Annotated in this window: 27 protein-coding genes and 1 pseudogene; 10 read left to right on the top strand and 18 right to left on the bottom strand. The window is 43.5% G+C overall.

Annotated features, from left to right (window positions below; translation table 11 throughout):
* A partial coding sequence (locus BCT34_RS04740) for a DUF2867 domain-containing protein (RefSeq protein ID WP_076655447.1) occupies nucleotides 1–1,249 on the top strand: 1,249 nt, incomplete at its 5' end.
* A 102-nt stretch (nucleotides 1,250–1,351) separates the two neighbouring features.
* On the opposite strand, the gene BCT34_RS04745 is transcribed toward BCT34_RS04740, so the two are convergent.
* From BCT34_RS04745 to rsuA, 3 genes are all read right to left on the bottom strand, one after another.
* Complete coding sequence (locus BCT34_RS04745; RefSeq protein ID WP_076655450.1) at nucleotides 1,352–2,011, bottom strand: DUF2913 family protein; 660 nt, start codon at nucleotides 2,009–2,011, stop codon at nucleotides 1,352–1,354.
* Nucleotides 2,011–3,228, bottom strand: coding sequence for a Bcr/CflA family multidrug efflux MFS transporter (locus BCT34_RS04750; RefSeq protein ID WP_076655453.1), 1,218 nt, complete (start codon nucleotides 3,226–3,228; stop codon nucleotides 2,011–2,013). Before BCT34_RS04750 ends, BCT34_RS04745 begins: the two co-directional genes overlap by 1 nt.
* 192 nt (nucleotides 3,229–3,420) lie before the next feature.
* Nucleotides 3,421–4,116, bottom strand: a complete 696-nt coding sequence (rsuA, locus tag BCT34_RS04755; RefSeq protein ID WP_017060380.1) for a 16S rRNA pseudouridine(516) synthase RsuA — start codon at nucleotides 4,114–4,116, stop codon at nucleotides 3,421–3,423.
* 97 nt (nucleotides 4,117–4,213) lie between these two features.
* Between rsuA and BCT34_RS04760 the strand changes: the two genes are divergently transcribed.
* The 4 genes from BCT34_RS04760 to BCT34_RS04775 all read left to right on the top strand — a co-directional run bounded on the left by BCT34_RS04760 (nucleotide 4,214) and on the right by BCT34_RS04775 (nucleotide 8,686).
* Complete coding sequence (locus tag BCT34_RS04760; protein ID WP_076655456.1) at nucleotides 4,214–5,956, top strand: DEAD/DEAH box helicase; 1,743 nt, start codon at nucleotides 4,214–4,216, stop codon at nucleotides 5,954–5,956.
* A gap of 160 nt (nucleotides 5,957–6,116) precedes the next feature.
* Entirely contained in the window at nucleotides 6,117–6,515 is a 399-nt protein-coding gene (locus BCT34_RS04765; RefSeq protein WP_076655459.1) for a hypothetical protein, read from the top strand.
* A gap of 61 nt (nucleotides 6,516–6,576) precedes the next feature.
* Nucleotides 6,577–7,236 carry a response regulator transcription factor gene (locus BCT34_RS04770; RefSeq protein ID WP_017060377.1) on the top strand — a complete coding sequence of 220 codons (660 nt, stop codon included), beginning with the start codon at nucleotides 6,577–6,579 and terminating at the stop codon, nucleotides 7,234–7,236.
* A gap of 103 nt (nucleotides 7,237–7,339) precedes the next feature.
* A complete protein-coding gene (locus BCT34_RS04775; RefSeq protein ID WP_076655462.1) occupies nucleotides 7,340–8,686 on the top strand; it encodes an ATP-binding protein in 1,347 nt (448 codons plus the stop codon).
* A gap of 78 nt (nucleotides 8,687–8,764) precedes the next feature.
* Here the strand turns inward: BCT34_RS04775 and BCT34_RS04780 are convergent, their stop codons facing one another.
* Nucleotides 8,765–10,072: an LssY C-terminal domain-containing protein gene (locus tag BCT34_RS04780; protein ID WP_076655465.1), complete on the bottom strand. Its 1,308-nt coding sequence runs from the start codon at nucleotides 10,070–10,072 to the stop codon at nucleotides 8,765–8,767.
* A gap of 14 nt (nucleotides 10,073–10,086) precedes the next feature.
* On the bottom strand, nucleotides 10,087–10,815 hold the full coding sequence (locus BCT34_RS04785; protein ID WP_019821309.1) for a glycosyltransferase: 729 nt from the start codon (nucleotides 10,813–10,815) through the stop codon (nucleotides 10,087–10,089).
* A 369-nt stretch (nucleotides 10,816–11,184) separates the two neighbouring features.
* Here BCT34_RS04785 and rplY point away from each other — a divergent pair, with 369 nt between their 5' ends.
* A complete protein-coding gene (gene rplY / locus BCT34_RS04790) occupies nucleotides 11,185–11,463 on the top strand; it encodes a 50S ribosomal protein L25 (RefSeq protein WP_048658383.1) in 279 nt (92 codons plus the stop codon).
* Between the two features lie 167 nt (nucleotides 11,464–11,630).
* On the opposite strand, the gene BCT34_RS04795 is transcribed toward rplY, so the two are convergent.
* The 9 genes and pseudogenes from BCT34_RS04795 to BCT34_RS04835 form a co-directional block, all read right to left on the bottom strand.
* Nucleotides 11,631–12,023: an NUDIX domain-containing protein gene (locus BCT34_RS04795; RefSeq protein ID WP_076655468.1), complete on the bottom strand. Its 393-nt coding sequence runs from the start codon at nucleotides 12,021–12,023 to the stop codon at nucleotides 11,631–11,633.
* A 30-nt stretch (nucleotides 12,024–12,053) separates the two neighbouring features.
* Nucleotides 12,054–12,563 carry an RDD family protein gene (locus tag BCT34_RS04800; RefSeq protein WP_076655471.1) on the bottom strand — a complete coding sequence of 170 codons (510 nt, stop codon included), beginning with the start codon at nucleotides 12,561–12,563 and terminating at the stop codon, nucleotides 12,054–12,056.
* A gap of 150 nt (nucleotides 12,564–12,713) precedes the next feature.
* Nucleotides 12,714–13,469, bottom strand: coding sequence for a nucleotidyltransferase domain-containing protein (locus BCT34_RS04805; protein WP_076655504.1), 756 nt, complete (start codon nucleotides 13,467–13,469; stop codon nucleotides 12,714–12,716).
* Between the two features lie 14 nt (nucleotides 13,470–13,483).
* Nucleotides 13,484–14,020, bottom strand: a complete 537-nt coding sequence (locus tag BCT34_RS04810) for a GNAT family protein (protein ID WP_076655474.1) — start codon at nucleotides 14,018–14,020, stop codon at nucleotides 13,484–13,486.
* A 50-nt stretch (nucleotides 14,021–14,070) separates the two neighbouring features.
* The gene (locus BCT34_RS04815; RefSeq protein WP_076655477.1) at nucleotides 14,071–14,466 is read right to left on the bottom strand and encodes a DUF3465 domain-containing protein; all 396 of its coding nucleotides are present in this window, start codon (nucleotides 14,464–14,466) and stop codon (nucleotides 14,071–14,073) included.
* A 66-nt stretch (nucleotides 14,467–14,532) separates the two neighbouring features.
* The gene (locus BCT34_RS04820; RefSeq protein ID WP_076655480.1) at nucleotides 14,533–14,784 is read right to left on the bottom strand and encodes a TIGR03643 family protein; all 252 of its coding nucleotides are present in this window, start codon (nucleotides 14,782–14,784) and stop codon (nucleotides 14,533–14,535) included.
* Nucleotides 14,785–14,909: 125 nt separating this feature from the next.
* Nucleotides 14,910–15,431 (bottom strand): GNAT family protein, encoded by a 522-nt coding sequence (locus tag BCT34_RS04825; protein WP_076655483.1) that lies wholly within the window; start codon nucleotides 15,429–15,431, stop codon nucleotides 14,910–14,912.
* Nucleotides 15,432–15,577: 146 nt separating this feature from the next.
* Nucleotides 15,578–16,390 (bottom strand): hypothetical protein, encoded by an 813-nt coding sequence (locus BCT34_RS04830; RefSeq protein WP_076655507.1) that lies wholly within the window; start codon nucleotides 16,388–16,390, stop codon nucleotides 15,578–15,580.
* 234 nt (nucleotides 16,391–16,624) lie between these two features.
* Nucleotides 16,625–17,040 (bottom strand): annotated as a pseudogene (locus BCT34_RS04835) (hypothetical protein).
* Nucleotides 17,041–17,566: 526 nt separating this feature from the next.
* Here BCT34_RS04835 and BCT34_RS04840 point away from each other — a divergent pair.
* Together BCT34_RS04840 and BCT34_RS04845 are read left to right on the top strand one after the other, a co-directional pair.
* Nucleotides 17,567–17,758, top strand: coding sequence for a hypothetical protein (locus BCT34_RS04840; protein ID WP_004734640.1), 192 nt, complete (start codon nucleotides 17,567–17,569; stop codon nucleotides 17,756–17,758).
* Between the two features lie 205 nt (nucleotides 17,759–17,963).
* Nucleotides 17,964–18,383 carry a BLUF domain-containing protein gene (locus tag BCT34_RS04845; protein WP_076655486.1) on the top strand — a complete coding sequence of 140 codons (420 nt, stop codon included), beginning with the start codon at nucleotides 17,964–17,966 and terminating at the stop codon, nucleotides 18,381–18,383.
* Nucleotides 18,384–18,433: 50 nt separating this feature from the next.
* On the opposite strand, the gene BCT34_RS04850 is transcribed toward BCT34_RS04845, so the two are convergent.
* Nucleotides 18,434–19,300 (bottom strand): LysR family transcriptional regulator, encoded by an 867-nt coding sequence (locus BCT34_RS04850; protein ID WP_076655489.1) that lies wholly within the window; start codon nucleotides 19,298–19,300, stop codon nucleotides 18,434–18,436.
* Nucleotides 19,301–19,441: 141 nt separating this feature from the next.
* Between BCT34_RS04850 and BCT34_RS04855 the strand changes: the two genes are divergently transcribed.
* Complete coding sequence (locus BCT34_RS04855; protein ID WP_076655492.1) at nucleotides 19,442–19,816, top strand: nuclear transport factor 2 family protein; 375 nt, start codon at nucleotides 19,442–19,444, stop codon at nucleotides 19,814–19,816.
* A 209-nt stretch (nucleotides 19,817–20,025) separates the two neighbouring features.
* Here the strand turns inward: BCT34_RS04855 and proX are convergent, their stop codons facing one another.
* From proX to proV, 3 genes are read right to left on the bottom strand one after another with little or no spacing between them, the layout of a single operon-like run.
* Nucleotides 20,026–21,033, bottom strand: a complete 1,008-nt coding sequence (gene proX / locus BCT34_RS04860; protein WP_076655495.1) for a glycine betaine/L-proline ABC transporter substrate-binding protein ProX — start codon at nucleotides 21,031–21,033, stop codon at nucleotides 20,026–20,028.
* On the bottom strand, nucleotides 21,026–22,120 hold the full coding sequence (proW, locus tag BCT34_RS04865; RefSeq protein ID WP_076655498.1) for a glycine betaine/L-proline ABC transporter permease ProW: 1,095 nt from the start codon (nucleotides 22,118–22,120) through the stop codon (nucleotides 21,026–21,028). Before proW ends, proX begins: the two co-directional genes overlap by 8 nt.
* Nucleotides 22,121–22,123: 3 nt before the next feature.
* Entirely contained in the window at nucleotides 22,124–23,311 is a 1,188-nt protein-coding gene (gene proV, locus BCT34_RS04870) for a glycine betaine/L-proline ABC transporter ATP-binding protein ProV (protein ID WP_076655501.1), read from the bottom strand.
* A 483-nt stretch (nucleotides 23,312–23,794) separates the two neighbouring features.
* On the opposite strand from proV, the gene BCT34_RS24390 reads away from it, so the two are divergent.
* Nucleotides 23,795–23,896, top strand: a 102-nt coding sequence (locus BCT34_RS24390; protein WP_131828338.1) for a transposase, incomplete at its 3' end; no start/stop codon positions are given.

Here is a 23,896-nt window from a genome sequence, read left to right on the forward strand (position 1 = left end):
TTACTTGACCACTACAGGCATGGCGGAAGGTCACGACTTTATTGATTATGAGCTGAGCTTAGCACGTAACTTTGTTTCTGCTCTTGGTCCAAAGAACCAACACGTCATCTATCTGAGCTCTTTACAGCCCCAGACCGGTGATTCAGATCACCTTCAAGCGAGAAAGAAAACCGGAGAACTGCTTCGTAAAGGGCCGGTACCGGTTACCGAACTTCAGGCAGGCGTCATCATAGGCCCCGGTTCTGCGGCATTCGAGATCATGCGAGACTTCGTGTACAACTTGCCGATTATGATTGCGCCAAAGTGGGTCGATTCTAAAGCAAACCCTATCGCCTTACAGAACCTAAACCACTACCTACTGAAACTTGCACAAGACACGCCTAACGAAAGCCAAACCTTTGAGGTTGGCGGGCCGGATATTGTCTCTTATCGAAACCAGTTTGCTCATATTGCCAAAACTGCCGATCGTCCACTCAGGTTATGGGCGACATCGCTACTGACACCAAAGATTGCTTCATATTGGTTAGGCGTAGTGACTTCTGTACCGTCCAACATAGGCAGAGCGCTTCTCGCAGGCTTAAAGCACGACTTCATAGCCAGCTCGACCACCATCAGAGAAAAGTATCCTCAGAAGCTTGTCTCGTTCGAAAGCATGGTTGAACAAGCGATTCACGCTGAAGGAAACTTTGTCAAAAGCAACGTGTGGGGTTTCGATAAAACCGCCTTCAAACGCTGGCAAGCGGGATACGGTTATTACCCGAAGAAGACAGGCGCAAGCATCAACTCTAGCGCGTCATTAGAATCACTCTGGTATGTGGCTCAGCAAATCGGAAGCCCAAAGCAGGGGTATTTCTTCGCTAACGCTTTATGGCGCACACGCGAATGGTTGGATGTTCTTTTCGGTGGTGGTGTACCTGTTCGTCAAATGCCAGAAGGCCCCAACCTAAAAGTCGGTGACAAAATCGATTCGTGGAAAGTGATTCGTTGTGAAGAGAATCAGTTTCTATCTCTGCTTTTCGGTATGAAAGGCCCCGGTTTAGGGCGACTCGAAATTACCGTATCTGACCACGGTGATTCTCGTGAACTGAACATTTCAGCTTGGTGGCATCCAAAGGGCTTTCTAGGATTACTGTATTGGTTCGCAATGATGCCAGCTCACCTATTTATTTTTAAAGGCATGGTGAAGGCGATAGAGAAGCAAGCTAAAGAGCAGATGCGGGATTCGAGTGTCGAAATGCGAAGAGATTAAAAGCGGATACGTATTCAAGTGGTGAGATGAGAAAAGATAAGATAAGAAAGATGCGAGTAAGTGGCTCTTCGTATCACTTATCTCGCATCTCGTATCTATCCGTTAGCCAATAACGCTAATTGGGATCTCAGCCAACTGGTTGCCTTGGTTAGCTGGGTATACGATGTATTCACCGTGGTACTTCACTGCAGACTTATAGTCCGTCACTTTGTGGAGCATAAAACCCGCTTCCATCGCAGCTTGGATAAACTCAGCGTGGTTACCACGAACAAACCAGTTCATTGGTTTAACCATCAACTCACCGTCAAAAGAGTCGTCGCACTGTTTACCACACAAGGCAAAAGAGTGCTCACCATAGGTGAAGAATTGAATCTTACCGCCAGTGGTTAGCTCATCTTCACTCGATACGCTCCAACCCATCTCGTACATTTTGTCCATGAACGCTTCAACATCACTGTCTTTTAGCGCTTTAGGCTCTTCGCCTTCAGGGAAAAAACGTCCGTAAAATGCAGAAATACGTTTGAAGGTAAAGGTTAAATCAGAGTTGTTGCCTTTTGAGCGACCCTGTTTCTGCCAGCGAACCAAGTCCGGCACAATCACACGATCATAAGCTTGAGATTTAATCGCTTTTGTTACCCAACGAACAAGGTAAAGGTTGTTCGCGATAGGCGCGTCAATGGCTTTGCCCGACTTATGTAGAGCATTTAGCTCACCTAACGCATCGTTCACTAACTTCTGAATTTCAATATAGTATTTTGACATTATGCCTTCTTTCCTAATGTCCAATATAGTAATGCTGACAGTATTGCACATGCTGCCATCACCATAGCCATAGGCCCTGCAGTGTCACTTGGTAGCATGGCAACAATTGCCCCCACCACAGAACCAGTACCAAATCTTAATGTGCCCGCCAGCGAAGACGCTGTGCCAGCCATATTCGGGTATCCGCTTAAAAGCAGTGCCATTGAGTTACTACCAATGGTAGACAGTGTGCCAATAAACAGCATCACGAATGGCACGATACCCCACAAACCAATATCTAACATCCAACCGACTAACAAACCTAAGCCCGCAAACAATTGAATCGTTAAGCCGACTCTAAGCATAGCGTGAGAGCCCACTTTCTTAACGATTCGACCGTTGATGCTCGTCATCAAGATCATAGCAACAATGTTCATACCAAACAGGTAGCCAAACAGATCAGGGCGAACACCATAGATATCAATGTAAACGAATGATCCAGCCGTTAAGAACGCAAACATCCCTGAAAAAGAGAATGCACCAGAGAAAATCAAGCCCATCGCCGTTGGGTTCTTACACAAACGCGCGTAATTACGAATCGTTGTTTTAAAGCGCAGTGGCTGTCGCTTTTCTACAGGGAGCGTTTCAGGGATCTTCATCGATACCGCTAGAATTACGATCACAGCGAAGATAGCCAGTACCCAAAAAATAGAGCGCCAACCAAACCATAATGCCAAGTAGCCACCAATCATCGGAGCCACCAGTGGCGCTACCGTCATCACCAAGGTAACGAAAGACATAGTTCTCGCGAAATCTTCACGATCGAACATATCTCTTACCACCGCTTGGATGATAACGGCCGCAGCAGCACCAGCAAAGCCTTGAGCTGTACGGATGTAAGTCAGCGCTTCAATGCCGTGTGTTGTCGCACTCACCATAGAAGCGATAGCAAACAAGAGCACACCAATAAGCAGTACAGGTTTACGACCGTAGCTATCCGCCAACGGACCATGCAGTAACTGTCCCAGAGCAAAACCTGCGGTATACGCTGTGAGTGTGATCTGCACTTCACCCGCTGTCACACCAAGATCTTTGGCAATCGTAGGCATAGCGGGCAGGTACATATCGATGGCGAGTGGTGTCAGTGCACCAATCGCACCCAGAACCAAAAATAGCATCCAACCTAACTGCGGAGTTTGTGATTGTGAGTTTGGTGTCTGTTGGGTAGATGTTTGCATAACTCTCCGACTAAGTACTAGGTTTTATGTGAGCACGAGCATGCACGCAGTAATATACGAACACGCACAGTGATACACGAATATGCGCACACATACATGAACATATAGTAATAATGGCTGAAACTGTCCTAGTACCAGTCAAAATAATCAGCCGACGCTATCCTTGGTCGGCTACATCCACGATAGAAAGGGTTACTTCCAGATAGAGTCGACTTCTTCTTGTGTTAGGTAACGGTATTCACCTAACTCTAAAGATTCGTCCATCTCAATTTCGCCAATACGTTCACGGTGCAGTGCTTCTACCTTGTTACCAAGTGCTGCAAACATGCGTTTAACTTGGTGGTATTTTCCTTCATGAATCGTTAGCAGCACTTCACGTTCTGCACGAACTTCTAGGTGTGCTGGAAGTGTTAGGCCATCTTCGCTCTTAAGCTGGATACCCTCTTTGAATTTCTCAACGTAATCGTCTTCAACAGGTTCAACCAACCACACACGATACGTCTTCTCGCACTTATGCTTTGGCGATGTGATACGGTGAGACCACTTACCATCGTCGGTAATCAACACAAGGCCTGTTGTATCAATATCTAAACGGCCAGCAAAGTGCAGCTTGTCCATTTTGATTTCATCGAGTAATTCAAATGCGATACGATTTGCGCCATCTTCATGCGAACAAACAAAGCCTTCTGGCTTATAAAGCATGATGTAACGTGGGCCATGAACATTCAGTTCATTGCCTTGCCATTCCACAACGCACTCTTCAGTTACCTTGAGTGAACCGCTTTTTTGAATGACATCATTAACTGTCACTGCCTTGGATTTTAATAAGTGTGTTGCTTCTCTTCGGGTGACGCCTAATGCATCGCACAGAAATTTATCTAAACGCATGAATACCTCAACTAATCTAAGTCGGGTATTATAGTCACCTTTGCTCAATTAGTTGAGCTATTTCACACTATTTGTTTTCCTTCTTACAAGACGCGATATGTATACACTCCGCCCGTACCAAGCTGATTCCGTAAAATCAGTGATTCATTACTTCAGAAAACACCAAACTCCGGCTGTTCTCGTGCTACCGACAGGGGCAGGAAAAAGCCTTGTGATAGCAGAACTGGCAAGGCTTGCGAAAGGTCGTGTATTGGTACTTGCTCACGTAAAAGAGTTGGTTGAACAGAACCATGAAAAATATGAAGGTTACGGACTAAAAGGATCGATTTTCTCAGCGGGTTTAGGACGTAAAGAGACCGACCAACAAGTGGTGTTTGCTTCGGTGCAATCCGTCGTTCGAAACCTCGACTCATTCTCTAACCAATTTTCACTATTGGTTATCGACGAATGCCACCGTGTTCCCGATGAAAAGACCAGTAGCTATCAGAAAGTAATCACTCACTTGCGAGAGAATAATTCTGGTATCAAGGTGCTTGGATTAACGGCTACCCCATATCGTCTTGGGATGGGTTGGATTTATCAATATCACACTCGCGGGCAAGTGCGTTCAGATGAGCCACGCTTCTTCCGTGACTGTATTTTTGAGCTGCCGATTCGTTACCTACTCGACGAAGGCTTCTTAACACCTGCACGCATGATCGACGCACCCGTTTTGAGCTACGACTTTTCGCAGCTAAAGCCTGCTAGTACAGGTCGCTACAAAGAAGCTGAACTCGACATGGTGATAGAGCAATCGAAACGAGCGACCCCACAAATTGTCGACCAAATCATTCACCTCGCCCAAGACAAACTTGGCATCATGGTATTCGCTGCGACCGTTAGGCACGCTCAAGAGATCCTCGGCTTATTGCCAGAAGGTGAAGCTTCAATTGTAATTGGCGACACACCAACACTCGAACGTGACCAAATCATCAGTGATTTCAAAGAACGTAAAATCAAGTTCTTGGTCAACGTATCGGTATTAACCACAGGTTTTGATGCGCCGCACGTCGATTTAATCGCGATTCTTCGTCCAACAGAATCCATCAGTTTGTATCAACAAATCGTTGGTCGTGGCTTGCGTTTGTCGCCGGGTAAAAAAGAGTGTTTGGTGCTTGACTATGCAGGCAACAGTTATGACCTTTACCAGCCAGAAGTGGGCGATCCTAAACCGGATTCAGACAGTGAAATTATCACCATCCCTTGCCCTGCCTGCGGCTTCAATAACAACTTTTGGGGCAAGCTAGACAGCAACGGTTTCTTGCTTGAACACTTTGGTCGTAAATGCCAAGGCTACTTTACCGATGAAGACACGGGCGAACGTGAGCATTGTAACTATCGCTTCCGTGCCAAATATTGTGGTGAGTGCGGCGCCGACAACGACATTGCAGCCCGTATTTGTCATGAGTGTGATGCAACCTTGGTTGACCCAGACAAAAAGCTCAAAGAGGCACTCAACCTAAAAGATGCTTTGGTGTTTGAGTGCTTAGAAATGGACCTCAACGTGCTTAAGGACGACAAAGGTAAATCACAACTTAAAGTCACTTACCGTGGTGAAAACCAAGCGCAAGTGCATGAATTTTGGTCATTAACCACCAAGAAACAGAAGCAAAACTTCAAAGATCAATTTGTTCGCCCTCACCTTGCGGATAGACACAGGCCTTTTGAGGAAGCTTCACCGTCGAAAGTGGTTGCTCACCAACATAGGTTCCGGCCACCTCAATTCGTGATTGCACGTAAAGTAGGACGCTTTTGGAAAATGAGAGATAAGATATTCGAAGACGAACTCCAACAACGCTAGATCTTATGCTCTTAACACCCAAAGTTTAGCCTTCTGTTCTAAGGCGTTACTATTAAGCGTTAAGTTTTTCGGTATCAAATTCTCATTATTAATCAGGTTCACTTTCTGTTCAGAATTACTTTTTTATACTGAACGCTATCAACCTTCTCTAGGATTCGCTATGTTTAGTAAAGCTATGATCTCTTTGTTTTCTATAAGCTTAGGCTTATTTGTTTCTGCTGGCGCATGGGCTGACTCACATCATAATGGTCACGACCTAGTACAAGACGTTCATAAAGCAGGAACTCGTATCGAATTTGAAGAAGATCAGGATGAAGTTTATGAAGCGGTTCGAGAAGGTTATATTCGACCTTTCTCTGAAATGTATGCCGCAGTAGAAAACGATCTTCATGGCCGAATCATTAAAGTCGAACTAGAAGAAGATGATGACATTTGGGTGTATGAGCTAAAAATCAACTTCCAAAACAACATCATCAAAGTTGAATACAACGCCGAAACGTTGGACATGTTAAAGATTGAAGGCCGCAACTTTAAAAACGCAATTAAGCACGGCAACTAATTAAGCGCGACGAATAGTTAAGCACGACGAACAGTCATTACAAGAATTAAGAAGAACAATTATGAAAATTTTAGTCGTTGAAGACGAACCTCGTTTAGGCCAACAGATTATTGAAACACTTGAGGGAGCTGACTGGGTTCCAGAACTTTCTCAAGATGGTATCGACGCACTCTACCGTGCAACGTCAGAAGAGTGGGATGCAATTGTTCTCGATTTAGGTCTACCGAAGCTTGATGGCCTAACCGTTTTAAAAGGTATTCGAGACGAAAACATCAACACACCCGTCATTATCTTAAGTGCTCGTGACACGCTGACCCAACGTGTTGAAGGCTTGAATGCCGGTGCTGATGATTATCTCACTAAACCATTTGAAATGGTCGAGCTGATTGCCCGTATTCGCGCTCAACTGCGCCGTGCTTCCGGCAGTGCGGCACCTATACTTCAAATCGGCGACTTAAGCTTAGACACACGCAGTTCAAAAGTGTTGTGGCAAGGCCAGGCGGTTAGCCTAACGGCACTGGAATACAAGGTTGTTGCGTATTTTATGCATAACCAAAACAAGGTTATTTCGCGTACCGAGCTGGTTGAGCACATCTACAAACAAGATTTCGACCGCGACTCAAACACGGTTGAGGTATTTATTGGTCGTATTCGTAAGAAAATCGCACCTAAGATCATCAAAACCGTGCGTGGCCTTGGCTACCAACTGAATGCTGAATAGCTCTGTAGTCAATCACGCCTGAGCAACCATTAATTAAGTGGACAGCCTGTTCTGATCATCGCAATACGACAAGTCACGATGAGCAAAGGCAGGCTGGAAATGCATGAATCTAAAGAAACGAACACTTAAAAACATCAGTCTGAAAAGCCGCTTGCTCCTCGCTGCGGCTTTTTGGCTAGGTGCGATGATATTAGCGGCAGGTGTAGGGATTCCGAAACTAGTTAACGACTACCTCGTCGATGATATGAAGCAGCAGCTTGGCTTAACCATGGATGAGTTAACCGCCAATATCGAAACCAATGACAATGGCAACTTGATCATGGCAGAGCGTCTGTCTGATCCTAGGTTCAACCAGCCCTATAGTGGTATTTATTGGCGCGCCGCCACCCAAGATCAGATCATTCGCTCACGCTCTCTTTGGGATAAAGACCTCACTATCAAGCGTTCACCTATTCACACCTCTGTCAAAGGGCCTGAGAAAGAAAAACTGATTTACATCGAGCAAGATATCTATCTGCCTGAACTGAGCGACCCTGTCACGATCACAATTGGTATTGATGAAGATCCATTAGAATCCACACTGACTGAACTGACTGGTCAAGTATGGTTGATTCTGATGCTGCTGTTTGTTGGCGTGCTTATGTTGATCGGTATTCAAGTCAGCTGGTCGCTGTTACCACTCAGTAAAATGCAGCGCGAATTGGTAATGCTAAGAAACGGCGAACAACAAGGGTTAAGCGATAACTACCCGAAAGAGGTTTCTCCATTAGTCTCGGATCTCAATGCCCTACTCTTCCACTATCAAGAGTTATTGGAGCGAGCTCGTAACCACGCGGGTAACTTATCTCATGCTTTGAAAACACCGCTTTCAGTTCTAAAAAATGAGATAGAGCGACTTCCAGAGGATGACAAAGCACTACTGCAACAGCCCATTCATCAGATTCAAAGCCAAATAGATTATCACCTTGGCCGAGCGCGCATGGCTGGTGCAATGAACATTCTTTCAGTGAAGGCCTCACCCTGTGAGCGTGTTGAAGCTATCTCTATGGCATTTGATAAAGTCTACGCTGCCAACGAAGTCACCATGATTAACGAGCTAGACTCTGAGATTGAAGTGGCTGTAGAAAAAACCGACCTTGATGAAATGGTCGGTAACCTACTCGAGAATAGTTACAAATGGGCGAACAGCATTATTCGTGTCCATGCAAATGAACTCGACGATGGCAACATTGAATTGGTGATTGAAGATGATGGCCAAGGCATTCCTGAAGAGAAACTTCAGCAAGTGACCAAACGTGGTGTTCGACTTGATGAAACCACACCAGGAACAGGCTTGGGGCTTAACATCGTGAATGAAATGGCACACAGCTACAGAGGCAGCCTAACACTCAGCAAAAGCTCAATGGGCGGATTAAAAGCCTCTCTGGTGCTTAAAACAAGTCAAGGCTGAACAAGCTCTAAGTAAAAGTGAAACCAATAAGCCCTAGCGTAATACTAGGGCTTGGTTCTATCGACCTTATATACAGCTCTATATATCGTTCACAGCAACATCTAAAGCTTGGGAATCATCACTCAGGCTCGTTGCTCCAATCATTAAAATTCTACCATCAGTATAATAATCATGATCTTCATTGAGCACTTCCACAGTTGCCAGTGGATACTTGTCTAGTTCAATATCTGGTAGTGAAGTTCGTATCTGATTTGCAAGCCTATCGCGCTCTTCATCCACATTAGGGTCAATATTATGAAGTATGGTCACAATGCCTGAGTAAGGGGTGACTTTAAGGCCATCATCATAGCTGATTGCGCCTAACCACTGAGGTTGGTTAGTTTGAATATCAACACCAGCGCGCCACCAGCGAATATGGCTGCGCTTCATCAAATTACCCGGCAATTGAAAAGCCATATCTTGCGGCTTGTCTCGCCAATATAAATCAGACACGGGGGGCGTTTTGTCTTTAAGCAATGCCAAATAGCCAGCCCATTCGATCTCATTTCGAGAGAAAGTTTGATTCTCTATCCAGTCTAATTGCTTCATTAAATCTTTTGGGGTTGCTCCAACATAAATGACATTGATCGCTTGTGCCGAATAGAACGAAGATTTGCCAGGGAACGCTTTATAGGTAACCGAGTTCCAATCTACTTTGTTTATTAGAGCCGTCTCTTGTTGATTCTGAAAGTCGTCCGCTTTCCAAAAAAAGTGAGCGTAGTTCGCAAACAATACCCACGCCAACAACAGCGCAGTCGACTTAAGGATCAAGCGTCGCCACTTCATTCGATAACCAATGACGGTGAAGACCAATACCGCAAACACGCCTACGATCAAACTATTATGCTCGGAGATAAATATCTTAAGGCTATTAAGCCACGGAAAGTTTTCAACGCCGTGCGCCAGTAACATACCCCAAGCAACAAATTGCCCGCCACCAAGGGCCAAGCCGATAAAGGCCAATACACTGAAGTTGCGCCACGGTACACGATGCGAGCCAGCTATAAATGGTACAACCCAAGCGATAGGCCCTAATAAACGAGCAAAAAGAATGATGTATGTGCCTTTGCGAGCAACCAGATAGCGGCAGCGCGCAATTAATCTTTTGGTTTTAGGACGAAACTTAATGAGCCTTCGTTGCGCCTTTGCACCGTATTTATAACCAATGAAATAACTGAGTTGGTCACCAAGCAAACCACCTAGCATCACCAAAACCAACGCCATCCATGCACCTGAATACAGTTGAAAGCCCGCTGCGATAAAAAAGGGCTCTCCCGGTACAAATAGGTTTGGGCCTATGAGAGCATCACCCAATGCCCCCAAAAACAGCCCTAGTCCATCAAACATAACAACCTCAATGCTTACTGTTCTTTATAGTGACCAAACTTGTAGTTCATCTCGTTGTTACGCATTTCGCCTTTAAAGAAGCGTCTTACGTTGGCTTTAAGGTAAGTTGAACCTGTCTTCACAACGCCATCTTGATCTAATCGACGTGGGTCAAAGCCAAAAGTCATATTCAAGAACCTAAATCGCCATGTTTTGCTCGCTCGTTTTACGTAGTCACAGTCTTCACACAGTACGATCTCTTCATCGAAACCACCGATCTCATCATGCGCTCGTTTCGTCGAGAAAATACACGCGCCAATCGCCGTTGGGAAAAAGAACTGGGTAGTAAACAAGCCTGCGTTAAATAGCCCGTAACCAAACTTGTGCACAAGCGGCAGACCTTTCGAACTCATGTACACCCCGGCCACCTCAAGCTTGTTCTCTTCTAGTTCATAAAGCGCTTTCGCGAGGAAGTTTCGAGGCAAGCTCACATCGGCATCTAAGAAAAGAATTCTGTTATATTTCGCCAATGAAGCACCTGTGTTTCGACCAAGGCTCACACCACGATTTTCCATATGATGGACAGTTAACTTTGGCAAGGCGTTTTCATAAGCTTGTGCCACTTCTCTTGTGTTATCTTCACTGTTCGAGTCGACAACAATCACTTCAAACTCTTGGTGGGTTTGCGCGCTCAACTCTTCCATTAAGCGGCTAATACGTTTCTCTTCGTTTAGCGTAATTACGACAATGCTTACCGGTTCCATATTTTCACCTATTCATTCTGCTGTTTAATTAACACTAAGATTAACGAACCAAGCCTTAACCAAGTCTTAGGCGAACATTCATTTTCCGTTCATTAACTTGATGATTTAGCAGTGATATAAATAGAGAAGAGTGACGATGAAAAAGGGGTTAAAATTGGCTAAACAAGCATTAGCGGACGTTTTATCTCCAAACGAACCAATTATCGAAGGAAATTCACTTTGAGGTGGGCTTCTGACTTGCTCATTTGGGAATGTGATGTTAGTATCCGCGCTCGCTTAAGCATGAACTCGTTTATGCCTAAGCATTACCACATACTCAAGGTCGCATTGAGGTGTGAAGTTAATTTTTACTAATTTGAGAGTAAAACTATGAAATTTGAAGCAGTAGTACGTACTGAACTAGGTAAAGGTGCGAGCCGCCGCCTACGTCACGCTGGTAAATTCCCAGCTGTAATCTACGGTGGCGAAGCTGAAGCTGTAGCTATCGAACTTGTTCACGCTGAAGTGATCAACCAAATGGATAAGCCTGAATTCTACGAAGCAATCACTCTACTGATTGACGGCGCAGAAGTTAAGGTTAAGCCACAAGACGTTCAACGTCACGCGTTCAAGCCAAAAGTTGAGCACATGGACTTCATCCGTATCTAATTCCCTACCAAGGAATAAGATTGGATTAATCCAGCCTTCTGCATAGAAAAGATAATCGATCTTACCAGTCGAGAAATCTAGAAATTCGAAACCCCGATGCTACCAACATCGGGGTTTCACCGTTTTTGAGCCCTCAAAAACGTCGTGAATATGTGTTCGAATACAAACTAAAGATAACTACCCACTCGCTCCACTTCTCTCAAAGCAATACCATCGGCAGCTATACCGACAAGCGCTGTATTAAGTGAATACCACTTAACATCATCAGCCTCTTGAGCTTTGATGTCTCCTTTCCAGTCACTCACGACAAAGTAATGGATCAACTGAAGCTCTTTCGTAGGATGGTAAAGCGAGCACAAGTATTTGTAATGAATGGGAACAACATTAAGCTCTTCATCGAGCTCACGAAACAACGCCTGTACCTGATTCTCTCCTTTCTCAATATGACCGCCAGGTATGGTTATTAGGCCGGGATCCGTTTCTTTAGACTCGCTGCGTTTTTCTAACAATACTTGTGATTCGTTGAGTAAGATAAAAGAGACACACTCATGTACATCCATCTGTTTTTCCTTAGGCCATCATTTGAAGAATTAAACTTTCTTTACGACAACAGAGCCTGCGATGAAATCGTGAATCGCTCTACGTTTGTGATTAAACAACATGGATATGAACTCTAAAAGAACCCAACCGATCATTGCGTAGCCAATAAATATAAAGGCTCGACCTTGCTCTAAACTCTCCCAAGTCTGGCCATAGAAAGACAGTTGCGCGTAAGCATAGAGACTAAAAGGTATAAGCATGATTGGGACAATATCTCTCATACAAGACTGTTTGAGGGTTAGGTTTCGGCTTTCAGATACATCCACCACTTTCACTCGGGTGACCATTTTCCCGATTGTTTGCCCAAATTTAGCATGCATGCCAACGTAGTAAGTGACACCAATTAGTGAATTGATAACTCCCCAAGCAAAAATACCACCTGAACTTATCACACCAGAAAGTACATAATCATCTATCCACTCCAAAGGTAAAAATACGATTGAATCTATCCAGATAGCAAAGAATCGCCTCCAAAAATTAGAATACTTATTGGCGTACATTTTTGTTCCTCGGTCTCTATTGGTAATAAAGCACAGACCCTACAACACATCAGTTTTCAATACATTCAACTGGCAAAGATTTATAAAACAAATGCGAAGCGGTATGCATATACCAATGATTCCCCCATCAATTTGCAGGCTCACTGGTGCTTACGATAAGTTCTTGCTTAACCTTTCATACAATTCCAACGCTTCACTTGGAGAGGTTAATTGCCCGAGAGCGTATTGATGTGCTAGTTCAATATCGTCGCTTTGACTAGGGTAATAGCGCTTGGCGACTGCAGCGCACTGGCTCAGGTTTGTGTACCAACTTCCATCAGCCTCCGCTACAAAGTAATAGGCAGCGCGCACTAACTTCTTACCAATCACCTTAGCGACATCAACATCGGTCATCGTTTTAAAGGACGTGCTCATTTGCTCAAGAAAGGTAGACAAGTCACCATTGATAGCTTGGGCTATTTCACTACTAGGTTTGTAACGTGGAAAATCAATAGATAAATCATTACCCCAAATACAACAGCAACAATGCTTGAGCCAAAACTGCCAATGGAATTTTTCTTGTGGCTGTAGAACATCTGAAAGGCAGCCGGGATCGATATCAAGCTTGCTGATTTGCGGGTAAGCTTTGGGAATGATTTCAGAAAGGTGCTTAAATACTCGCTTCTCTTTGTGACCAATAGGCATATTGAGTACGATAGAAACATCCAAATCAGAACGACCAACAACGGCCGTTCCTCTTGGTACACTACCGTACAAGTAGATACCATCTATTTGGCCTGGGAGCTCTCTTAACAACGAATCAATAACTGCTGTCACCACCTCTTGAAATTCAGGCGCAATATTCTTTGGCGAATTAAGATTTTGAATAAATCCGTCTTTGTCGAGCCCTCTATCTAGTTTCTGCATGCCACTTGCCATCACTAAGCCTTTTTCCAGTCAGATCGAACAACCGCCAACGTCACAGTATCCCACCACTTACCTTTGAAGAATCGATGATTCTCAAAGTGCGCTTCTTCTTTCATTCCCAATGACTGGCACAATTTGATGGCCGCTAAGTTCTTACTGATGGTTTCGGCGTAGATGCGTTGCACGCCCAGCTCTGAAAATCCAAAATTAGCGAGCGCTTCAGCCGCTTCTATAGAAAGCCCTTTTCCCTGAGTTTCCCTTGAGAAAGCGCAGCCCATTGAAGCTTGTTGATCGCCTTCAAGACGTAAACAAACGGTTCCGATAAACTTTCCTGAGTCTTTGCTTTCAACCGCAAGCTGATAAGCCTGTCGCGGCACTTCCAAAGCCTGCTCAACAAACAACTGAGTTAGCTCTCGATATTTGTTAGGTTCGCAATCACTTTCATCATAGAAACGCTGATACTTAGCGTCTTGAGACATCGCAACAAAGGCACACTCGTCTTCGAGACTCATATCTCGAAGTATCAACCTGTCAGTTTCCAGCTTAAACATCAAAATTCCTTTTTATCTTATAGCCTTGAAGGGAAAAGTCTCGGGGGTGTTTACTCGTATACGTTCCCATTGTGTTTTAACCAACCGTGAGCATGACGGTTGTTAGGGTCTCTGTGAGTCCAGTGAATTACACCACCTTTCTTGTTCCATTCATATTCGCCATAGAATTCAACTCGGTCACCTTTTCCCAATCCTTGAATACGAGGAACCAAGTCAATATTATGCGCTACTAACACGGTTTGTTTACTGTCCAATCGTAAGATGAATTTCTGATGTCTAGAGCCTTTGTTATCATCTGGAAGTATTCGAGAAACTGTACCAGAGCCACGAACTTGTACATCGCTTTGGTGACTCTCGTAAGCTTGTTTAAGACGAACATCATTAGCTTGAACATAACCAACGCCAAAGCAAAGCACTGCCAAAATTAGAGCAAAAAATTGTTTCATTCCTTTTATTCCTTTCGTTTCCATACTGATATATTCATTGGAATTGCTGGTTAAGTAAGTTCCTATTTAACGGTGCTTGTACTGAGTAGGACAATACCCTCTCGACACATCTGAACGGCGAACTTTTGCGTGCTTGGTGGAACGACCAGAAACACGGGTGCGCCACAATTTAAAACTTCCAAGCTTCAGATGGCTTCGCATGAAGCGAATCACTTCTGATTCATTCAAACCAAATTGCAGCTCTATCGCCTCAAACGGGGTTCTATCTTCCCACGCCATTTCGATAATTCTTGATTCATTCTCTTTAGATAACTTCATTGCATACTCGTCCTCTTAAACATGGGAAAAGTACGCTCGCTTTAAATTTAAAGATCACAGGACAAACACTTTGAACTGAACGCGTTATAACGTTCAATAAAACAACAAACTAACTCGAATTATGGCTATTTACTTTCCAGCCACTCAGAACGCAATAGGCCATATTTAATCGAGTCATAGTACTCGCCTTGGTAATAACGCACTTTTCTTAGCCTAGCTTCTTGCTGGAAGCCTAATTTGAGAGCTAGTGACATCATCCGCGGATTACCCGACCAAGTGGTTAAACCGACACGCTCTATCTGCTTGTTTTTGAATAGACAAGATACCCAAAGAGGAAGAGCTAACGCAGCAATACCCTGACCCCAATAGTCGGAGTTATAAATGACCACTCCGGCTTCAAGCCAACGTGTCTCTTCACACTCCCAATAACAACTGACGGTTCCTACAGGCACATCGTCTACAACCACCAGCTGTAAGTCGGATCCATTGAGTAACCGTTGAAACGAACGGCTTTCAAACTCTTCTAGTGATGGCGGTGAGTATGGAAAATAAGGGCCGTTAAATTTCGTCCACTCATCGTTTGAGATAACCAAGGCATAAATGGCTGCCAATTCGCTTGGCATGGCGGGCCTAATACTTACTTGCATTTTCTCTCCTTAGTTTGGTGCTTAGGTTTGGTTCTTGGTCTAACTTCTAGAGGGATTAATCTCGACCACAACAGCTAGTAATCTCATAATAACCATTAATAATAAAGTAACTAAATCGGATGACTACCAATCTAGCAGCGAGGCAATCATGGGGTCGAATAAGCTTGTGCGAACTCTCTAAGCACTCTCGCATTGTTGTGGTATTTGTTATCCCCGCACTTTATGCCATCCACTTTGATGTTCGGACTGGAATAAGCAGGGATAACATCTCGCTCATAAGACATCACGGTTCCTCTATCAGCACAAATTGCGCCGAAGGAATATTGAGGAGCTCTTGGGTACGTTCCAGAAAGGTAACTTTCGATACTATCAAAATCTTTCAATAACGTTTTGTAGTCATGATTCGCACCACTTAAATGACCAATTTCATGCTCCATTAGGTAATCAGGGCAGTTTATTGCTAAAGAGAAAAAATTGGATACTGAAGATGAGACACCACAATAATCAGACTCAAAACTAGAATTATAACTAGAAAATACTATCCCTATAAAAATGGGAACGCCGTCTTCTGTTGTTTCTGGTATCGGTTCTTCCATCGATAGTTTCAATAACCTTTCTGCTGCGCTCAAATCTTGAAACCAGAGAGTGTCGATTTCCGAGGTATAAGTCACCTTGGTGACTTTTCTCTTCATAGGGATACAGGAGTTCTTCAACACCAGATTCGAATAACTTTCCCATGTCGCTATTTTAGAAGCGATAAATGCTTTGGAATATTCGACTAATACAGATTCATCAACATAAAGGTGGATCTCTGTATTCAAAACCTCACTCTGCGCACAACTAGGAAACTCGACGCTTTGAGCATTAGAGAATCGGCTATTGCTCAACACTATAATCAAAACATAGCTAATCAACTGGATAAGCCTTTTAAGGGATCCCTCACTGACTCGTGTATTCATATCCATCCTCTCCCAATATTTCAAGCCCCCAAAGATCATCATAAATGCCGTGACTTAAGAATCATACTGTTCACCATTACACATATAGTCATTGACACCTCCAAGTAACCTGCTCTATCTATGTTTTCAGAAAAAAAAAGCTCGCCATACAATGACGAGCCTTATTGATTATGAATACTTAACTGTTATAAGCCCCAGGCATTGACAAAACCTAAGCGCGAAAAAATCTAACCATTAAGACACCTGGTCGCGTAAAGCCAATTCAACATTTTTCAACACCTTGAACTCTTCGCGAGTACACCCGCGAGCCACGGAAACCCAATGGTCGCCAGTTTCATCGGCTCCTTTAAACTCTGCACGCAACTCATATCTGCGCCATGTAACAAACGCCAAAACAAAGGTCAGAGCAAGCATCGGTAAACCGAATTGAGGAACAAATGCCCAAGTCGCCGCTGAGAGCACTAAAGCCAACGAAACGATATTGACTGCGTTTTCTTTAAGACCCAATTGACGAATTTCTAACTGTTTTATTTTACGTAAGCTATACACATCTTTCTTAACTCGAAGTTCATTAGAAAATCTGATGCTTTGTATGACCTACGAAGTCGCACTAAATTCGCTAACCTGTTGCGTGTTTGATTCTTTTTCATCGCCTTTCTCCATGTTATTAAAGGTTAGTAAAAACTAATATAATCATGAAGTTAATGAACGAGTGCTTATTTTATAAATCAAACTAATATTAAAATCAAGATTATGCAATTAATAACAATTATAACAACACCGCCTTACATGTTAAATTTCAATAGAAAGAAGGTTTATTAAGGAATCTACTCATCATAAATCGGTGTACTTTAGTGAAGTTAGATATAGGCCGATAGTGATTCCGATAATCGACCGAACATACTAAACGGCGGGCATGGTGCACCCTGCTTTTTAACTACTTATTTCAAAGAGATTTTTGCAATGAATCTCACGCTCTAGGAATGCTGAACCACGGTCACATAACGCTCCATCTTCCATAACCAGAACAACTACCCTCACTCTGATGATTGAATTCTTGAATACCAAAATCATTCAATTGAACATATCAACATAGCTTATCGATTAAGCAATTGATCTCATAACAAAGAGACTGTACGCTTACGATATGCATACGGTTACCTCGTGGAGATCACGATGAACGAACTACTGACATGCGCTATGGAACAGAAACAACGAACAACAGTGACGAGTTTATTCGCAAGAAATGGATTCAAGATCGCGGCTACTGACTTTGATGATGTGACTTTCGAACGAGAGAGTGTGTTGGTCAATGTTCGTTTTGATGCGTCTTCAAACGTTGAATCGATTTCAATTCTAAACAACTAACGAGCTCACAAGCAGGTCGCTCAAATAATTGAATGGCCAACATTCGAGTCATTTTAGCGTATCTTGCAACCTGCCCTTTTCTACTTCATCCCCATCCTCTTCTCTTCCAAAAGCTACCGAGTGACAATTAAATCAATAACTCGCAATTCCATCAGCTTGGCTTATATTTATTAATACCTTTTGAACAATATTCGAAGTGATGCCTATGCGCCTAACTCGGTTAATTTATGTCAGTACGCTCTGTGAAAGTTGCGACTCTCAGGCTTTGAACGACATTCTTCAGATTTCACACGACCGCAATAAGCAAAGCCATTTAACAGGCCTTCTAAGCCACAATGATGAGTATTTCCTGCAATGTATTGAAGGTTCGAGAACCGCAGTGAACCATACTTACAATCATATTTTGAATGACAAGCGACACAAAAACGTCATGATTTTATATTTCAAAGAGATCGATTGTAGGCAGTTTGGGGATTGGTCTATGGGTGATATTCCTCAGTCGAGCCTAACCGAATTGGTGAACTTACAGTTTTCGACGTCGAACCAATTCAACCCATATGAGATGTCTGGAGAAAGCGCTTATCAAATGCTTCTAGAGTTGAAGCAGAATTTGCCTTCTAAGTAATCTCCCTTAACATCGAGTAGACGGTTATTAAGATGAAAACCTCACACAATTTAAGTGAAGTCATTTTTGAGTCTATCTTCCAACGCTTGAATACATAGCTTAATGGCGATAGGCGTATTTGAAGCGAATGGGTTTAGCGCATAAACCGTGTTAGTCGGTAGTTGAAAGCTTGGCATCATGTCGACGACTTCATTAGATAACTGAGGAATGCAGAAATCTGGAATCACACCGATACCAACGCCAGATTTGATCAAGGCAAGGCAGCTGTGGAAAGAGTTAGTGGTGCAGCTTGCTTGTTGTTGGTAAACAAAATCTTGTTCGTCTTGAGAACTAAAGTGATGAGTCACCTGTTTTCCCTGCCAAGAATTTGCAATGTAGGGAATAGCGTCTAGTTCACGAGATCGCATGCTTTCAACTCCACATAACACGTCTTTAAATTCACCCAAGCGTTTCTGTTTGAGGTTACTGTCACGAGAACTACCCACTCGTACCGCGAGATCAATATCGTGTTCCATGAAGTCTAAATGCTGATCGTCGCTTATCAGTTCTGGCTTTAGCTTCGGATATTTCTTCATCAGTTCCGCAATAACAGGCGCAACTAACAAGTCCATCAACGCATTCGGAGCTGTAATTCGAATTCGACCTTGTGGCTCTTCTAATTCGGCTTTTGCCATATCCCACGCCGAGTCAGCAATCACGTTGATGTCTTTGCAACTCAAATAAAAGCGCTCACCCACGCTTGTCAGAGTTTGTCTTCGTGTTGTGCGTTTAAGGAGTGAGGCGCCTAACTCTTGTTCTAGAATCTTGAGATGTTGACTAACGACAGATTTAGACAACTCTAGCTTTTCAGCCGCAGCCGAGACTGAACCCTGCTCTACGATATGAGCGAAAACCGACATCTGCTTTAGCTTACTCATCTTATTGTTCTCTTTTTACAAACAGTATTTTCTATTATCTCTGTTTTTCAAATCAATTTCTAAGACTAAACTCAATTCAAATTATCAAGATAGCAAATCAAAAAGACAGTGCTCGAAACAATACTGTTATGGAGAAAGACAATGTTAGACAACCAAATTTTAGAAGCATGTAAGCAAGGCATTAACGCGTGGCAAAAAGCTTTCAACAGCCAAGATGCGAAAGGTTGTGCCGAACAATATACTGAAAGCTGTGTAATGGAAGCGCGTCCGTTTGGTACTTTTGAAGGTCGTGAAGCGATTCAAGCGTTTTGGCAAAATATCATCGACCAAGGCTTCAAAGACGTTGATTACACCGATGTTAAGTGGGAAGAGCACCCAGAAGGCGGATACATTCTTACCGCTAGTTGGACAATGAACAAAGCGTTTGGTGTTGTTCATCGTGAACACTGGGCACTTGAAGCCGATGGTTGCGCTCGCTTAGTCAGTGATGACTTCGAAGTTCAAGGTGAGCGCTAGAGCTATTATTTAATAGCTAGAATCGCAAAGATCATTAATACAGCTGTAAGCAAAAAGCCAGTAATCCAATGTACTACTGGCTTTTCTAATGTTTACTCTTGTCGCCTTATCCCTTGATTTGAAGGTGATTCAGTGACTCTACACAATCACTAAACACGCTCATCATTTCAAATCGAAGTGTCTGGTGAGACAGAGTATACAAGTCAAAATTACAGCGCGGCTTTCTTCGCTTCTGCAATCCAACCATCGAACGTGCTTTGATTCGCTTTAATCCAACCGTTTACATGCGCTTCGATATCCGCAGAGCTGTTCTTACCTTTACTCATCATCATGTTCTGAGCACTTACATCATTGATGTTAAGTTTGATGATTTCGAAAAGCTTCGCTGCTGATGGGTTGTTCTTAGCAAACTCTTTGTTCGCAATTATGCGCATTGAGTTCATTTCGAAACCGTAGTTTTTGCCGTTAGATAACGTCGTATCCACGTTCGAACGCCCGCCAGGAAGTGCTGAGAAAGGAACTTCTAACCAAACGACATCTTCGTTAGGCACCAATACGCCACTTACCCAGTAAGGTGTCCACGTGTAGTAAAGGATTGATTCACCCTTTTGGTAACGAGAAATCGTATCTGCAATGATTGCTGCGTAGTTACCTTGATTGTGAGTCACCGTATCGTCCAATTTGAACGCTGAAAGTTGATGTTCAATCACCATCTCACAACCCCAACCTGGGTTACAGCCTGTTAGGTCTGCTTTACCATCACCATCAGCATCAAACAGCTTCGCGATTTTTGGATCCGTTAGTTGACCAATGTTAGTGATGTTGTACTTTTCAGCCGTTTTCTTATCGATTAGGTAACCCTGAGCAGCGCCGCTTACATATTGGCCTTCGCGGTAGAATTTCTCATCACCACCTGCCATTGTGTATTTGTCAGCATGAAGTGGGAACCAACCTACCGTTAGGAACGTTGCGTCACCCTTTGCAATCGAGGTGTAACCTACGTTGTAGTCCACTTCTTGAGTTGACTTCACGTCATAACCCAGTTCTTCTAAAGCACGGTTAACGATCAATGTTTGGAATGTCTCTTCCGCTACAGACGATTGAACAGGCTGAACTGATACGCCCTCACCTGGTAGGCTTGCTGCCCACACGTTAGTCGATACCGCTAATGTAGAAACGATGCTTACTGCGAGTTTACTCTTCCATGAATTATTCATTGGTGTTTTTCCTTAATTGAAGTTCTGATTTGTTACCGCGATTAAGTACATTCAGTACAAGGGAAACAGGTCCCATGCGATACCAGCGTAATTTTGTATTACCAGCGTTTACACCCAGTACTTGGGTAATGCGATCTAATAAGATGGCTAAGATAACGATGCCTAAACCACCGACTGCTGCCAGCCCCATATCTAAGCGGCCGATACCTCTCAGTACCATTTGACCTAAACCGCCTACCGCAATCATTGACGCGATAACCACCATTGATAACGACAGCATCAGTGTTTGGTTCACGCCCGCCATGATGGTTGGCAGTGCAAGTGGCAGTTGAATTCGATAAAGCATCTGCTTTTTGCTTGCACCGAATGAGTGACCCGCTTCGATCAATTCTTCTGGTACTTGCTGAATACCCAAGATGGTCAAGCGTACAACAGGAGGAAGTGCGAATATGATGGTCACCACGACACCCGGAACGTTACCGATACCAAACAGCATTACAATAGGTACTAAATAAACGAAGGCCGGTGTGGTTTGCATAGCATCCAAAATTGGACGCACGAATTTAGCCGCCGTGTTACTTCGGGCGAGCCATATCCCCATGGGTAAACCAATCAACAGACAGAAGAATACGGACGTCATCACCAATGAAAGCGTGGTCATTGCTTCAGACCAAGCACCAATCAAGCCAATAAAAGTCAAAGACACGGCCGTAGCCACACCTAACTTCAAGTTTGAAAACTGCCATGCCACTAGAAACAAGATGATCAACATGAATGGCGCCGGCGTAGACACCAAAGCGGTTTCAAATGAACTTAGAATAAAATCGATAGGCACACGGATCGCTTGAAACAGTGGGCGTCCGTGTTCAACCAACCAGTTCAGCCCAGACTCAACCCAAGTGTCGACGGGCAAAACGGCCTCGGCAAAAGGGTTCATTGGGTCAAAAGGTGTCGTTTCAACAGTTTCGCTGCTTAACCAATCCGCAGATGGTGAAGTATCAGCCGTTTGACCCCAAGGATCACTTGCAGGTTGCGCTGCAGGAGCCGATTGAGACCAAGGGTCATTATTTGTTTGTTCTGACGACATGATCTACCCCTTGTCCAATGTTTGTAACAGTCGTGACTTAGTTACCACGCCAAAGTAATTACCTTGCTCATCTACAACAGGAACTGAGTAAGGCACACCACCAACAAGACCAAGCACGTCATTGATTGGTAAATCAGGGTTAAGAGTCAGTCCATCATCAAGCTGTGCGCTGACGAGTGATTGGTTCTCTTTGTGGGCTTTGCGAAGCGAATCAATAGAAACAATGCCGGAGTAACGACTGCTCTTCTCTACAACGATGCCGTATTCGCGGTCGTTATCCATCAAAATTTGTAGAGCAGATGCTGGACCGTCGTGTTCAGATTTCTTAAATACTGCAGCCGGTTTCTTACGTGCAATGTCTTTCACAGTAAGTACGCTTGCTACGTTCACACCGCGGAAGAAGGCTTCGACATAATCGTTAGCTGGGTTATTAAGAATATCATCAGGGGTACCTACCTGAACCACCTCGCCATTTTGCATAATCGCAATTCGATCACCGATACGCATCGCTTCATCCAAATCATGCGAGATAAAAACAATCGTTCGTTTATCGTCATTTTGAAGGCGAATAAGCTCGTCTTGCATTTCAGTACGAATCAAAGGATCGAGCGCAGAGAATGCTTCATCCATCAACAAGATGTCAGGGTCACATGCTAGTGCACGAGCCAAACCAACACGTTGCTTCATACCACCAGACAATTCATCAGGGTAAGACTCTGAATATGCGCCAAGGCCAACACGCTCTAGCGCTTCAAGTGCTGATTGCTTTCGTTGTTCAACTTCAACGCCCGCAAGCTCAAGACCAAACGCGGCATTCTCGATAACCGTCATATGCGGCATCAAAGCGAAATTTTGGAAAACCATAGAAATGTTGTTGCGGCGGACTTCGCGGAGTTCATCTTCTGAGATGTGGGCAATGTCTTTGCCTCGAAGAAGCACATTACCTTTGGTAGGTTCAATCAAGCGGTTAAGAAGGCGTACTAGGGTTGATTTGCCAGATCCTGACAGTCCCATTATGACGAAAATCTCACCTTCTTGGATACTAAGAGAAACATCGTTAACGCCAATCGTTAACCCCGTTTCTTCGAAAACTTTATCTTTATTTGCGCCTTCGTTAATCATTGTAAAAGCACGATCGGTGTCTTCACCAAACACCTTGTACAGTCCCTTAACTTCCAGTATGGGATCCATGTAATCTAATCCTTTCTCAGTTATTTCAACTTAAAATGGTTATTTAAACCCCGAAAAACGATTAGCACTCTAAGTAATTAACGTGTGTAAATCAAGGAGCTTCGTTCGGTAAAACAAGGGAGCAAGGCAAAAATAAGCCAGCAATAGTAAGCTCAAAAAACCAGTTGAATTACAACAAGACACTGATAATTATAAGGATAAATTGAACAAACACGCGACCAACATTATGTATTACTTACCCATAGATTATTGAATATTAATTTTACATTAGATTAATTAATAGGCTGAATGAACCAAGAAAAGCTACAATTAGTTCGTGTACAAACAATTCGAATACAAACCATTTATTTAGATTTCATGACGTTTCAAAGACTAAAATTTGTTCGGCAACAAAGATAAGATCGACATTCAATCTTTGCCTAAAAACCAAAGGTGAGTCGACTTGTAGTGGCATAGTGAATTTGGCCACCTGATTAAGAGGTGATGTATGATCATCTCAAGACTAAAACAGGTGACATTATGACTAAGCGTGATAGACGCACTTTTAACCCAGAATTTAAACTTGAATGCGCTCAACTGGTGCTT

The sequence above is a fragment of the Vibrio sp. 10N.261.45.E2 genome (genome assembly GCF_002875705.1).
Classification (GTDB): Bacteria; Pseudomonadota; Gammaproteobacteria; order Enterobacterales; family Vibrionaceae; genus Vibrio.